The sequence below is a fragment of the Mesorhizobium sp. M0062 genome (genome assembly GCF_040323125.1).
Lineage (GTDB): Bacteria > Pseudomonadota > Alphaproteobacteria > Rhizobiales > Rhizobiaceae > Mesorhizobium.
Genome location: NZ_JAMYUO010000005.1, coordinates 20980 through 34217, shown reverse-complemented (window position 1 = coordinate 34217; position 13238 = coordinate 20980). Strand labels below are relative to the sequence as shown.

Here is a 13238-nt window from a genome sequence, read left to right as displayed (position 1 = left end):
GAAGCAGGTATGTATGCTGTGCTAGCACACTAACATGTTAGTCGTAAATTGGGGTGGTGCGCTTTTTTAACAGCGGAGGGCCCCCACCTTTTTTATCGAGAGGTTCACGGGTTCAAGCCATGGCGGATCGAGACCATTGGCGAAACAGCAGGATGGTCCAGTGTTCGGGCGCGGAGCGGCAGCTCCAACCTTGTCCCCATCCCAGTCGATGGCTAAACTCAGCCTTTCCCAGGGGAGGGTTCTGACATGACACTTCAGCTTTCGGCGGATGCTGTCGCTCCTAAGGCGGCGGCGCCTCAAAAGTACCTCTTCGGCCGGGTCGCCGATTTCCTCATGCTGGGCGGCAGCGCCTTTCTCATCCTGCCGGTGCTGTTTCTCGTTCCGCTCGAATATGAAGGTCCGGTGGCCGCAACGATGGTCTTCGTGGCCTATCTCGTGAACTATCCCCACTTCGCCCACTCCTACCAGCTCTTCTACCGCAATTTCGGGCGCAAGGTGACGGGCGACGGCTACGACAGGAGCTTGCAGCTCCGCTACATCTTCGCGGGCATTGTCGTGCCCCTGGTCATGGCCGGGTTCTTTGCCTATGGCGCCGCGGCGGCGAACACGCGCCTGCTCGGCTATGCCACCAACGCCATGTTCTTTTTTGTCGGTTGGCACTACGTCAAGCAGGGCTACGGCATGCTGATGGTGGATGCGGTGCTGAAGCGCAAATTCTTCGACGACCGCGACAAGAAGGTGCTGCTGGTCAACTCCTATGCCGTGTGGATCCTGGCGTGGCTGCAGACGAATACGGCGGTCACCCAGGGCAAATATTATGGCCTGGACTATTACACATTCGCGGCCCCTTCCTGGGTCACCAGAATCGCCATGCTGGCGGCCGTTGCGTCGACGGCGGCCACGCTGTTGATGCTGGTCAATCGTTGGCGGAAGAACGGCGGCGGCCTGCCCTATAACGGTTTGGTGGCCTATGTGGCGTCGCTCTATCTCTGGATCTTGATTGCGCGCGTAAACCCGCTTTGGCTGCTGATCGTGCCCGCGCTCCACTCGCTGCAGTATCTCGCCGTGGTCTGGCGCTACCAGACGAACGTCGAGCGAGACAGTTCCGATGCCGAAGGCGATCCGCAGCCGAAAATCCTGTCCTTTCTTGGCCCCCTCTACAGGTTTCGGCTCCTCGGCTTCATCGTCGGCGGCACGGCCCTTGGCTATCTCGGCTTCTGGCTGATCCCATCCGCGCTGACGGCTTTGATTCCCTATGACAGGCAAGTGCTGGGGTCATCGCTGTTCTTCTTCATCGTGCTCATCTTCATCAATGTGCACCATTATTTTCTCGACAATGTGATGTGGCGCCGTGGCAATCCGGAGGTATCGAAGTATCTGTTCCGCTGACTGATGCGCAGACTGTCGAGCCCGGTTTTCGTCAGCTGTCGAGTATGCCATTGCGAGCGTGATCGTCAGTGCAACGGAGAGCCCTGGAATGGCGGAGTGCTTTTCCGAGAGCCGCCTGGAAAAATACCCTGCGGTGGTATCTGTACCGGCGTTGGCGCCGCCGGCGTGCCCCTCGACGCGTGAGTTACGGCCGACGTGCGGCGGGATCGGCTGGAACGTCACGAAACCAGTGAGACATTGCCGCCGGCATGGCGCTCGATGCGGCCGGCAAGGTCGAGTTCCAGCAGCACCATGGAGACTTGCGCGGCGTTGAGGCCGGTGTGGCGGATGATCTCGTCCACGCCCACCGGCGTTGGGCCCAGCGCCTCGAGCACGCCGCTGCGTTCGTCCTCACCGGGCGGGGGTGTTGCCGAAAAATCGGGTGCCTTTTCTGGCGGCGCAATGCTTCGCGTTCGCGTGCCCGCCAAGGGTGCGATCGCACCGGAAACATCGGCCGCCTCGGTGACCAGGGTGGCGCCATCCTTGAGCAGCCCGTTGGAGCCGGCGCAGCGCGGATCGAGCGGCGAACCCGGTACGGCAAAGACCAGCCGGCCCATCTCGCCGGCCAGGCGCGCGCTGATCAGCGAGCCGGAGCGTTGCGCAGCTTCGATCACCACCAGTCCGAGGGCGGCGCCCGCGACAAGCCGGTTGCGGCGCGGAAAATCCTGCGCCCGCGGCTGCCAGCCGAACGGCATTTCCGAAATAACGGCGCCGCCACGCTCGGCAATGTCGTCGCACAAGCCGATATTTTCGGGCGGGTAGGGGACATCGAGCCCACCGGCCAGCACACCCACTGTACCAGTCGAGAGACTGCCCTGGTGTGCTGCCGTGTCGATGCCGCGCGCCAGGCCGGAAACGATGACGTAGCCGTCGCGGCCAAGATCCGCCGCCAGCATGCGCGCCATCTTGATGCCGGCGAGCGACGCGTTGCGGGCGCCGACGATGGCCACCGCCGGCAGGCGAAAGACGGCTGCCTCGCCCTTCACGGCAATCAGTGGCGGCGGATTGTCCATGTTTTTCAGCATCGGCGGGTAGTCGGCCTCGCCGATGCCGACGAAGCGGGCGCCGTTTTCACTGGCTGCGTCGAGTTCCGCTTCGGCTTCCTCCACGGAAGGAATGCGCATGATCCTTTTGGCTCCGCCCGAAATCATCAGCTCGGGCAGCATCTCCAACGCCGCCTCGGCCGAACCAAAGCGGTTGATCAATTCGCGAAACGAGGCCGGGCCGACATTTTGGGTGCGGATCAGCCGCAGCCAGCTCAGCCGCTGCCGGTCGCTGAGGCGCGGCCCGGCGGCGGGCTTGCTCAACCCTTGGCTCCGATCTTGCCTTCGGTGCCGGCAAGAAGGCGCGAAATGTTGGCGCGATGTTTGAAGATGACGATCAGGCTCATCACCAGGAACAGCCCGGCGGTCTCAGGTGTGCTCCAGAAATAAAGCGCGATCGGCACGATGACCGCCGCCGTCAGCGCTGCCAGCGAGGAATAGCGAAACAGAAAAGCCATCGCCAGCCAGACGACGATAAAGATCAGCGCCACATGCCAGCCGAGCGCGATCAGCACGCCGAGATAGGTCGCCACGCCCTTGCCGCCCTTGAAACCGAGCCAGACCGGAAACAGATGGCCAAGGAAGGCGCCAAGGCCCGCCCAGAGTCCAAGGCCGGCCCACAGTCCGTAGTCGTGTCCAAAATGGCGCGCGATCATCACCGCCGCCGTACCCTTCAACGCGTCGAGCACCAGCGTCGCGGCGGCGAGGCCCTTGTTGCCGGTGCGCAGAACGTTGGTGGCGCCGATATTGCCGGAGCCGATTTTGCGCACATCGCCGAGGCCGGCCGCGCGGGTGATCAAGAAGCCGAAGGGAATCGAGCCGAGGAGATAGCCGAACAGCAATGCCAGGATAACGTTATAACTCATTGTTTGCCCCCGCATTTCCCCAGCAACATATCGGTCTGCGACGTGGCGCGATCGCTCTAGCTCGAAAACACTGTGCGGCCCGCCACCAGCGTTTGCAAGACCATGCCTTGCAGCCGCGCACCTTCGAAGCAGGTGTTTTTCGAGCGCGAGCGGATGCCGCTTTCACTCACGATCCAGGGTTCTTCAAGGTCGATCAGCGCAAGATCGGCCGGCGCTCCCGGCTTCAGCGTGCCGCCCGGCAGGCCGAACAGCCTTGCTGGTGCGGTGGACAGTGTTTCGACCAGCCGAAGTAGCGGCACGTCGCCATTGTGGTAGAGCCGAAGCGCTGCTCCAAGCAGCGTCTCCAACCCGATCGCGCCGGCAGCTGCATCGGCGAAGGGCAGGCGCTTGGTGTCGACATCCTGAGGGTCGTGCGAGGAGACGATGATGTCGATCGTGCCGTCCTTGACCGCCTCGATCATGGCCAGCCGGTCTTCCTCGGCGCGCAAAGGCGGCGTCAGCCGGAAGAAGGTGCGGTATTCCCCGACATCGTTTTCGTTCAGCGACAGATTGTGGATCGCCACGCCCGCCGTGACATTGGCCTGGTCGGCTTTCGCCCGCGTCACCGCTTGCGCTGCCGTCGCCGTCGAGATCTTGGCCGCGTGATAGGCGCCGCGCGTCAGCCGCGCCAGCGCCAGGTCGCGCTCCAGTGGGATGGACTCGGCCTCGCGCGGAATGCCGGCAAGGCCGAGCCAGCTAGCATACAGGCCTTCATTCATCACGCCTGCCGAAGCGAGGTCGCCATCCTGTGTCTCATGTGCGATGACGCCACCGAAATCGCGGGCATAGGTGAGAGCCCGGCGCATCACCAGTGCGCTGGATATTGTGTGCCGCCCATCGGTGAAGGCGACCGCACCGGCCTCGCGCAACAGGCCGAATTCGGTCATCTCGCGACCGGCGAGGCCTTTGGTGATCGCCGCCGCCGGAAAGATGTTGACGCTTGCCGTGTCCCGGGCGGTGCGCAGCACGAATTCGACCAGCGCGACATTGTCGATCACCGGGTCCGTGTCGGGCATCATAACGACGGAGGTAACGCCGCCGGCCGCCGCCGCAACGCTGGCCGAAGCGATGGTCTCGCGATGTTCGCCGCCCGGTTCGCCGATGAAGACGCGCGCGTCGATCAGGCCGGGAATGATCGCCTTGCCGGCGCAGTCGACCACGGTGGCTCCCGCCGGCAGGCCCTGGTTCAGGGCAGCCTTGCCGGCGGCAACGATCTTTTTCCCTTCGACGATGACGGTGCCGACCTCGTCGATGCCGCGTGACGGGTCGACGATGCGGGCGCGCTCAAAGACCGTCGTGCTCATGCGCCGCGGCCCTCTGCATTGCGGCGGGGATCGAGCAGCGCTTCCATGACCGCCATGCGCACGGCCACCCCCATCTCGACCTGTTCCTGGATGACGCTTTGCGGCCCGTCGGCGATCTCGGAGGCAATCTCGACGCCGCGGTTCATCGGACCTGGATGCATCACCAGCGCGCCGTCCTTGGCGGCCTTCAGTTTTTCGGCATCGAGGCCGAAATAGCGGAAATATTCGCGCACCGAAGGCACGAAGGCGCCTTCCATCCGCTCACGCTGCAAGCGCAGCATCATCACCACGTCGGCGCCCTTGAGGCCCTCGGCCATCGAGCGCGAGACGATGACGCCCATTTTCTCGATGCCGGACGGCAGCAGCGTCGACGGCGCCACGACCCGCACCTGCGCGCCAAGCGCGTTCAACAGCATGATGTTGGAACGCGCGACGCGCGAATGCAGGATGTCGCCGCAGATCGCTACGATCAGTTTCGACAGCGGCCCCTTGGCACGGCGGATGGTCAGCGCGTCGAGCAGCGCCTGCGTCGGGTGTTCATGCGCGCCGTCGCCGGCATTGACCACCGAGCAGCCAACCTTCTGCGCCAAAAGGGCGGCGGCGCCCGCCGATTGGTGGCGGATGATCAGGATGTCGGGCCGCATGGCGTTCAGCGTCATCGCCGTGTCGATCAGCGTCTCGCCCTTCTTCACCGAAGAGCTCGCCACCGACATGTTCATGACGTCGGCGCCGAGCCGTTTCCCGGCCAGTTCGAACGACGACTGCGTGCGCGTCGAGGCTTCGTAGAAGAGGTTGATCTGGGTGCGGCCGCGCAGCGTCGAGGTCTTCTTTTCGGACTGCCGCGAAATGGCGACGGCGCGATCGGCCCGGTCGAGCAGAAGCTCGATGTCACCGGGGGAAAGATCGCGGATGCCCAGAAGATGGCGGTGAGGATAAAGCGGCAGGGACGAAGCGTCGGTCATCTCAAGGCGCTGCTATAGGGGGGAGAATTCCTTGCCGCAAGCGCCAGCTTGGGATTGCGGCCTTTCTCCCCGGTATTTTCGTCGCGCGCGCCGCCTGGCTTGGGCTATATCTAGCCGATTGCTTCGGATTCGAAGCCTTGTGATGATAAGGCCTTTCTACCGTTAGAAGGCCCTTCTACTTTCAGAAGGATTGGGCGTGACCGACGACGTGACCAACCAGCCGCCGCCGCTGACGGGCGGCAACGCCTGGCGGGGCGATCCGTTGCTGATCCAGCTTGCCGAGCGTTTTTCCGATCCGGTGCGCAAGGACCTCGACGGGCTTGGCCGGTTCGTCCTGACGCAGGAGGCGCAGGAGCTGGCGCGCCTCGCCAATGTCGAGACGCCGAAGCTCCGCACGCATGACCGTCAGGGCCGGCGCATCGACCTCGTCGAATTCCATCCGGCCTATCATGCGCTGATGCGCCGCTCGGTTGCCGGCGGCCTGCATTCCTCGATCTGGGAAAACGGCGATAGCGAGATCGGCCGTCGCCATCAGGTGCGCGCCGCGCGTTTCTACCTGACCGCCGAACTCGAGACCGGGCATCTCTGCCCCATCACCATGACCAGCGCTTCGCTGGCCGCCCTGATGGCCAGCCCAAAGCTGTTTCGCGAATGGGCGCCGCGCGTGACGACGCGCAAATACGACCAGAGCCAGAAGCCGCCGGTCGACAAGGCCGGGCTGACGCTCGGCATGGGCATGACCGAAAAGCAGGGCGGCACCGACGTGCGCGCCAACACCACACGGGCCGAACGCGCCGGCAGCGGCTTTTATCGCCTCACCGGCCACAAATGGTTCATGTCGGCGCCGATGTCGGACGCTTTTCTCGTGCTTGGACAGGCGCCGGAAGGGCTTTCCTGTTTTCTCGTCCCGCGCATCCTCGGCGACGGTTCCGGCAACGGCTTCCGCTTTCAGCGGCTGAAGGACAAGCTCGGCAACCGCTCCAACGCCTCATCGGAGGTAGAGTTCGTCAACGCCATCGGCGAGATGGTCGGCGAGCCCGGCGCCGGTATAAAGACGATCATGGACATGGTCACGCTGACCCGGCTCGACTGCGCCGTCGCCTCGTCGGCAATCATGCGAGCGGGGCTGGCTGAGGCCGTGCATCACGCCCGTCACCGCCAGGTGGCCGGCTCGACGCTGATCGAACAGCCGCTTATGCAGCGCGTGCTGGCGGACATGGCGCTCGATGTCGCCGCCGCCACGGCACTCTCGTTCCGACTGGCGCGCTCCTTCGACGAGGCTGCCGGCGACCGCGGCGAGGCTGCTTTTGCCCGCGCCATGACCCCGGTGGTCAAATACTGGGTCTGCAAGATCGCGCCGCCACTGCTCTATGAGGCGATGGAGTGCCTCGGCGGCAATGGCTATGTCGAGGAAGCGCCGCTCGCCCGCTACTACCGCGAAGCCCCGGTCAATGCGATCTGGGAGGGCTCAGGCAATGTCATGGCGCTCGACGTGCTGCGCGTGCTCGGCCGCGCGCCCGGCCTGTTCGAGGAGGTGCTGGCCGGCATCGACCGCGATCTCGGCGCCGGCGGACGCGGAACCATTGGCGTGCTCAAGGCGGCCATGCAGGTCGCCGGCACCGATGAGGGGTCGGCCCGCCTGCTGACCGAACAGCTGGCGCTGTCGGCGGCAGCTGCGGAATTGCGCCGGCTGGGGGCAGGGCGGATTGCGGACGCCTTCGTCGAGACGCGGCTCGCCGGCCAGTGGCGCAACACCTATGGCATGCTCGATTCGCGCCACGATGCGCGCATGATCATCGACACGCTCTATCCGCCGGTGAATTGAGGGCCTTCCGCCAGGCCGTGAACGAATTTGCCTGCCTGTGGACAGCCGTTAACCTTAACGAATGGTTTCCGTTGCAGCCGCAGGCCGCAGACCCCACTGTCTTTGTCACCAAAGCAGGAATGCCATGCGGCACATTTTGACGTCCTTTCTGGCCTTGCACTGGGCGCTGGTTTTCGCCCTGCTGGCGTTCATCTGTGTCGATGGAAACCGCGGCGTTGCGGGCGCTCTGGGCGTGCTCGGCGTCGTCGTGGAAAACACTCGTCTGGCCGATCTCGACAATGCTGCCGTCGTGGCGCCGCTGGCCATCGCCTTGCTGGTCGTGGCGGTGCTGTTTTGCTGGGTCTTCGTCGAGAGCCTGGTTAACGCCGCAGCGAGCCCGGACGAAGCCGACAGTGTGGCGCGGACCGCCTTCATTTCGGCATCCGCGGTGTTGTCGCTCATCCTGATCGGCGGCGCAGCGCGAGGCATCAACGGCCTGTTTTTGGTTGTCGCCGTGCAATTGGCGGCACTTCTGGCCTCCTATGTCGCCATGCTGGCCGAGCGGAGGTCGGTCTTCGCTGTCATGGTTTCTCGGGAGGCAGAGAGCCGCGCCACCGCCCATGCCATGGCCAAGGGTGCCGCGCACGGCTCCTTGCTATCGCGCATTTCCGGCCGTCCGGACATTGGTCCCAGCGGTCGCAGAGGCGGCTCCAGCCGCAGGGACGGTCACTGATGCGCACGCTGTTCGCATTGTGGGCCGCGCCACTCGCTCTGTTCTGGGGCTGGTTCTTCCTGTCGCTCAACGACATCAATTTCGGCTACGTCATGCTCAGCCGGCAGCTGCATGATTTCGTGTTTCAGCTCTACGGGCAGATGCTGGGCATCGATCCGGCGATCATTCCGGGCATGGTGGCAAGGGCCTGCATCTTCGACGGCTTCCTGCTGATGGCATTGTGGGCGTTTCGCCGCCGCCGCAACATCATGGCCTGGGTCAGGCGGCAGGCGGGGAATCCGGTTCCGTCCGATCGCGTGGGTCAAGCGACTGGAGCCGGTCCAGAACTCCCTGCAGAATAAAGGCCGCAGCCGCCGAATCGATCTTGCCGGCGCGCTTTCGGCGCGAGAAATCCATCTCGATCAGCGTCCGCTCCGCCGCCACCGTCGACAGCCGCTCGTCCCACAGCACAAAGGGCAGGTCGGTTATACCTGCCATGTTGCGCACGAAGGCGCGCGACTTCTGGGCGCGGGGACCTTCCGAACCGTCCATGTTGATGGGGAGACCGAGTACAAACGCGCCGACATTGTCCTTCTGCAGCTGGGCGAGCAGCGCTGCCGCATCCAGCGAAAACTTTTTGCGCAGGATGACCGCGCGCGGATGGGCGAAGGACAGGCCGCGGTCGGAAACGGCGACACCGATCGTCTTGTCGCCGAGGTCGAGCCCGGCCAGCGTCCTGCCGCCCTCCAGCCGTGCCGGCAGATCCTCGATTGCTATGATGCCCAACGGCTTTCCCCAACCAGTTTTACCGTGACCCAGTCTAACCGTGACCCAGACTTGCCGTCACAAAGAGCGCGACACGTTCTTTTGAACCGCGAGCACACTATGTCACTTTAATTTTGCTGCCGGCGTTCTATCTTCCGGCGCAACCAAAATCGAGGAACACGATCGATGAAATTGACCTGGTACGGACATTCCGCCTTCCGCGTCGAGACATCAGGCGCGAACATCCTGATCGACCCCTATCTCGTCGGCAACCCATCATGGACGAGCGGCTGGGAGGGGCCGGCGGAAGGCGTCACCCATGTGCTTCTGACCCACGGCCACAGTGATCATGTCAGCGGCGCGGTGGAGGTGCTGAAGAAGAGCGGCGCCCAGCTGGTCGCCAATTACGAGATCTGCATGTACCTGGTCGGCAAGGGCGTCGACGGCAAGAAGATCAATCCCGGCAATCATGGCGGCACCGTCGATTGCGGTGCCTTCACCACCACATTCGTGCAGGCACTGCATTCCTCGTCGTTTGGGCTCGATGGCGGCCAGAACGTCTACCTCGGCAATCCCAACGGGCTGGTCCTGCATTTCCCGGAGGACAAGACGCTCTACCATATGGGCGACACCGACATCTTCTCCGATATGGCGCTGATCGAGGAATTGCATGAGCCGAAGATCGGCCTCGTGCCGGTCGGCGACCGCTTCACCATGGGCGGCGCGGTGGCGGCCCTGGCCTGCCGGCGCTTCTTCCACTTCGACACCGTCGTGCCATGCCACTTCGGCACCTTCCCGATCATCGACGCGACGGCGGAGAAGTTCGTGGCCGGCCTCGAAGGATCAGGTGTCGACGTAGCCTTGCCAGCCATCGGCCAAACGATCACACTATAGAGCGATCGTTGAAACGATCCCTTGTCGCAAAGGGGAATTAAACCATGGGTTTGAGAGAGACTCTTTGCGTTTCGATGCTGGTTGCGGCGTCGCCCGCATCCGCCGCCGAGGACTTCATCAAGGGCGTTTACCTCCAGACCCAGGAGCTTTGCGCGCAAGCCAAGAAGGACACGCTGCAGACGCTGATTGACACCGGCAATGTCATCTTGTCGGCGGACGGCCTGCAAAGCGTCGAGTATAATTGCGAGTTCGTCCAGGTCACCAAAGCGACGCGCTCGCCGAGCTGGGCGGTCACTGCCATCTGCCAGGAGCCGGGCTTTCTCTTTCCCGATATACTGTCGATCACGCAGATGAACGCGACCGAAATCGACATCGTCTCGGTGCGCCCGACCGCCGACGAAGGCGAGCAGGCCGGCAATGGCGGCAGCTATTATCTGTGCGAGGGTGTATCGCTGCCCTAGGCTGAAATGCCGCCCTGGCCTGAACGGGCTCTATCCCCAAGCACGATCGATGTTGCGCGGCACGCGCCACGCCGCTATAGCGCCATCTGGTTTTCCCAAAGGCTAAAGACATGTCCGTTGATCTGCAAACTGTGAAGCGCGTCGCGCGTCTCGCCCGCATTGCGGTGAGCGAGGAGGATGCCGAGCGCATGACCGGCGAGCTGAACGCCATTCTGGGCTTTGTCGAGCAGCTGAACGAGGTTGATGTCTCCGGCGTCGAGCCGATGACATCGGTGACGCCGATGGAGATGAAGAAGCGCCAAGACATCGTCACCGACGGCAACAAGGCCGCCGATATCGTCGCCAATGCGCCGGCCACTGACGAGAATTTCTTCCTCGTGCCGAAGGTCGTGGAGTAGGCGGCCGATGGCAATCGAGATCGCAATCGAAACGCCGCTGCAGGACGATGTCCGCGCTTTGGTCGAGGAGCTCAACGCGGCTCTGCTCGAACTGACGCCGCCGGAGCATTGCTACCATCTGACGGTCGAGCAGATGGCTGGCGACGACACCACCGTCTTTATCGCCCGCGACGACGGGCAAGCCATCGGCTGCGGCGCGCTGAAGCGCCATGATGCCCGCGTCGGTGAGGTCAAGCGTATGTACACGCGGCCTTCGCATCGGGGCAGGAAGATCGGCGCCAAGATCGTCGAACATGTCGAAACGCTAGCGCGCAGCGAAGGGCTGAAGCGTCTGGTGCTGGAAACCGGCGACCGCCATCCCGCCGCCTGGACCGTCTATGAACGCGCCGGCTTCTCGCGCTGCGGGCCGGTGCTGGATTATCCCGATTCCGAGTGGTCGGTGTTTTACGAAAAGAGCCTTTGATGAGCGAACTGACCCATCTGACAATTTCGCAGGCGCGCGCCAAGCTGCGCGCCAAGGAGATTTCTGCCGTCGAAATCACCGAGGCCTATCTCGGTGCCATCGAGCGCGCCAATCCGGTGCTCAATGCCTACATCGTCGTCACCGGCGACAAGGCGCGCGATATGGCCAAAGCTTCCGACGCCAGGCTCGCCAAGGGCGAGGGCGGTGCGCTGGAGGGCATCCCGCTCGGCATCAAGGATCTGTTCGGGACCGAAGGTGTCCACACCCAGGCCTGCAGCCATGTGCTCGACGGCTTCAAGCCGCGCTACGAATCGACCGTCACCGCCAATTTGTGGGCAGACGGCGCCGTCATGCTGGGCAAGCTTAACATGGACGAGTTCGCCATGGGCTCGTCCAACGAGACCTCCTATTACGGCCCTGTCGTCAATCCGTGGCGGCGTTCGCGCCTCGACACGGTGGTGATGCCGACCACGCATCAGGGCGATGGCGGTTTCGTTTCGGCCGGCGGCACCAAGACCGCGCGCACGCTGGACAATGCCCAACTGGTGCCGGGGGGCTCGTCGGGGGGCTCGGCTTCCGCCGTCTCAGCTTTCCTGTGCGCCGGCGCCACCGCCACCGACACCGGCGGCTCGATCCGCCAGCCAGCCGCCTTCACCGGCACCGTCGGCATCAAGCCGACCTATGGCCGCTGCTCGCGCTGGGGCATCGTCGCCTTCGCTTCGTCGCTCGATCAGGCCGGCCCGATCGCCCGGGACGTGCGCGATGCCGCGATCATGCTGAAGTCCATGGCCTCGGTCGACGCCAAGGACACCACTTCCGTCGACCGGCCGGTGCCGGATTACGAGGTGGCGATCGGCAAACCGATCAGGGGCATGAAGGTCGGCATTCCCCGGGAATACCGCGTCGACGGCATGCCGGAAGAGATCGAGGCGCTGTGGCAGAAGGGCATTGCCTGTCTCAGGGATGCCGGCGCCGAGATCGTCGACATTTCGCTGCCGCACACTAAATATGCTTTGCCGGCTTATTATATCGTGGCGCCTGCCGAAGCATCGTCCAATCTGGCGCGCTATGACGGCGTCCGCTATGGCCTGCGCGTGCCGGGCCAGGACATTGTCGACATGTACGAAAAGACCCGAGCCGCCGGGTTCGGTCGAGAGGTCAAGCGCCGCATCATGATCGGCACCTATGTGCTGTCGGCCGGCTACTACGATGCCTATTATCTGCAGGCGCAGAAGGTGCGCAATTTGATCAAGCGCGACTTCGAGACGGTTTTTGCCGACGGCGTCGACGTCATCCTGACGCCGGCGACGCCGTCGGCCGCCTTCGGCATCGCTGACGAGGACATGGCCGCCGATCCGGTGAAAATGTACCTCAACGACATTTTCACGGTGACCGTGAACATGGCCGGACTGCCGGGCATTGCCGTGCCTGCCGGCCTCGATGCCAAGGGCCTGCCGCTCGGCCTGCAGCTGATTGGCCGCCCCTTCGACGAGGAAACCCTGTTCCAGACAGCCGCCGTCATCGAGCAGGCGGCGGGAACCTTCCAGCCGGAGAAGTGGTGGTAGCATGCCGCCTCCGTCTCGCATTTCCATCGTCGAGACGGGAAACGAACTGCTGATCACGAACCCGCCACGCACCTCGGATTTCAGGACAGTCTTTGTCCTGATCGGGGCCGCGATCGTCGCCTACACCGGCTACGTGGGATTGACGGATATGTCGTCCGCAACGCTCACCAGCGGCACGCTCGGCCTGCTGTCCTTCGTGGCGGTCATTGCCCTCTTCACCTATTTCCTGGGCAAGGATTTCATCTGGCGGGTGTTCGGCAGGGAAACCCTGCGGCTGACCGACACCGCAGCCGTGCGCTCGGTGAGGGGTTCTTTGCGAAATCGGTGGTCACTGCCTTTGAAAGGGCATCTTAGGGTCGAAATCCTCGACCACACCTATCCCACGGACGAAGTGGAACTGTCGGAAGTCATCAGCTTAACCAACGCGAACGGCGTTCTTGTTTTCGGCAGGGAGTTAAGCCGCCTCGAAGCGGAAGCGGTAGCGAGTGCGGTCGAGCACTTCATCGGCCGTCACAATTTGAGCTGGAGATAGGC

Annotated in this window: 15 protein-coding genes; 10 read left to right on the top strand and 5 right to left on the bottom strand. The window is 63.6% G+C overall.

Annotated features, from left to right (window positions below; translation table 11 throughout):
- The first annotated feature begins 246 nt into the window (after positions 1-246).
- Positions 247-1389 (top strand): hypothetical protein, encoded by a 1143-nt coding sequence (locus NKJ64_RS08015; protein WP_352462313.1) that lies wholly within the window; start codon positions 247-249, stop codon positions 1387-1389.
- A gap of 218 nt (positions 1390-1607) precedes the next feature.
- Here the strand turns inward: NKJ64_RS08015 and dprA are convergent, their stop codons facing one another.
- Genes dprA through NKJ64_RS07995 form a run of 4 tightly spaced genes read right to left on the bottom strand, consistent with a single transcriptional unit; the run spans position 1608 to position 5642 of the window.
- Positions 1608-2735: a DNA-processing protein DprA gene (gene dprA / locus NKJ64_RS08010; RefSeq protein WP_023670989.1), complete on the bottom strand. Its 1128-nt coding sequence runs from the start codon at positions 2733-2735 to the stop codon at positions 1608-1610.
- Positions 2732-3337 (bottom strand): glycerol-3-phosphate 1-O-acyltransferase PlsY, encoded by a 606-nt coding sequence (gene plsY, locus NKJ64_RS08005; RefSeq protein WP_352462311.1) that lies wholly within the window; start codon positions 3335-3337, stop codon positions 2732-2734. Before plsY ends, dprA begins: the two co-directional genes overlap by 4 nt.
- A gap of 56 nt (positions 3338-3393) precedes the next feature.
- A complete protein-coding gene (locus tag NKJ64_RS08000) occupies positions 3394-4680 on the bottom strand; it encodes a dihydroorotase (RefSeq protein WP_023684667.1) in 1287 nt (428 codons plus the stop codon).
- On the bottom strand, positions 4677-5642 hold the full coding sequence (locus NKJ64_RS07995; protein ID WP_023806087.1) for an aspartate carbamoyltransferase catalytic subunit: 966 nt from the start codon (positions 5640-5642) through the stop codon (positions 4677-4679). The genes NKJ64_RS08000 and NKJ64_RS07995 overlap by 4 nt, the downstream gene beginning before the upstream one ends.
- A 196-nt stretch (positions 5643-5838) precedes the next feature.
- On the opposite strand from NKJ64_RS07995, the gene NKJ64_RS07990 reads away from it, so the two are divergent.
- The 3 genes from NKJ64_RS07990 (at position 5839) to NKJ64_RS07980 (ending at position 8520) form a co-directional block, all read left to right on the top strand.
- On the top strand, positions 5839-7467 hold the full coding sequence (locus NKJ64_RS07990) for a DNA alkylation response protein (protein ID WP_023670993.1): 1629 nt from the start codon (positions 5839-5841) through the stop codon (positions 7465-7467).
- Positions 7468-7591: 124 nt separating this feature from the next.
- Complete coding sequence (locus NKJ64_RS07985) at positions 7592-8179, top strand: hypothetical protein (protein WP_023726664.1); 588 nt, start codon at positions 7592-7594, stop codon at positions 8177-8179.
- Entirely contained in the window at positions 8179-8520 is a 342-nt protein-coding gene (locus NKJ64_RS07980) for a DUF6105 family protein (protein WP_023670995.1), read from the top strand. The genes NKJ64_RS07985 and NKJ64_RS07980 overlap by 1 nt, the downstream gene beginning before the upstream one ends.
- Here NKJ64_RS07980 and ruvX read toward each other — a convergent pair.
- On the bottom strand, positions 8438-8944 hold the full coding sequence (gene ruvX, locus NKJ64_RS07975; protein ID WP_023688595.1) for a Holliday junction resolvase RuvX: 507 nt from the start codon (positions 8942-8944) through the stop codon (positions 8438-8440). The two genes, NKJ64_RS07980 and ruvX, sit on opposite strands and share 83 nt — an antisense overlap.
- A 165-nt stretch (positions 8945-9109) precedes the next feature.
- Between ruvX and NKJ64_RS07970 the strand changes: the two genes are divergently transcribed.
- The 6 genes from NKJ64_RS07970 (at position 9110) to NKJ64_RS07945 (ending at position 13236) form a co-directional block, all read left to right on the top strand.
- Entirely contained in the window at positions 9110-9817 is a 708-nt protein-coding gene (locus NKJ64_RS07970; RefSeq protein WP_023670997.1) for a metal-dependent hydrolase, read from the top strand.
- A 44-nt stretch (positions 9818-9861) separates the two neighbouring features.
- Positions 9862-10278 carry a hypothetical protein gene (locus NKJ64_RS07965; protein ID WP_352462309.1) on the top strand — a complete coding sequence of 139 codons (417 nt, stop codon included), beginning with the start codon at positions 9862-9864 and terminating at the stop codon, positions 10276-10278.
- Between the two features lie 110 nt (positions 10279-10388).
- Positions 10389-10676: an Asp-tRNA(Asn)/Glu-tRNA(Gln) amidotransferase subunit GatC gene (gene gatC, locus NKJ64_RS07960; RefSeq protein WP_023670999.1), complete on the top strand. Its 288-nt coding sequence runs from the start codon at positions 10389-10391 to the stop codon at positions 10674-10676.
- A 7-nt stretch (positions 10677-10683) separates the two neighbouring features.
- Complete coding sequence (locus tag NKJ64_RS07955) at positions 10684-11139, top strand: GNAT family N-acetyltransferase (protein ID WP_023671000.1); 456 nt, start codon at positions 10684-10686, stop codon at positions 11137-11139.
- Positions 11139-12704: an amidase gene (locus NKJ64_RS07950; RefSeq protein ID WP_352462307.1), complete on the top strand. Its 1566-nt coding sequence runs from the start codon at positions 11139-11141 to the stop codon at positions 12702-12704. The genes NKJ64_RS07955 and NKJ64_RS07950 overlap by 1 nt, the downstream gene beginning before the upstream one ends.
- A 1-nt stretch (position 12705) precedes the next feature.
- On the top strand, positions 12706-13236 hold the full coding sequence (locus NKJ64_RS07945; RefSeq protein ID WP_352462305.1) for a hypothetical protein: 531 nt from the start codon (positions 12706-12708) through the stop codon (positions 13234-13236).
- The last annotated feature ends 2 nt before the right edge of the window (positions 13237-13238 follow it).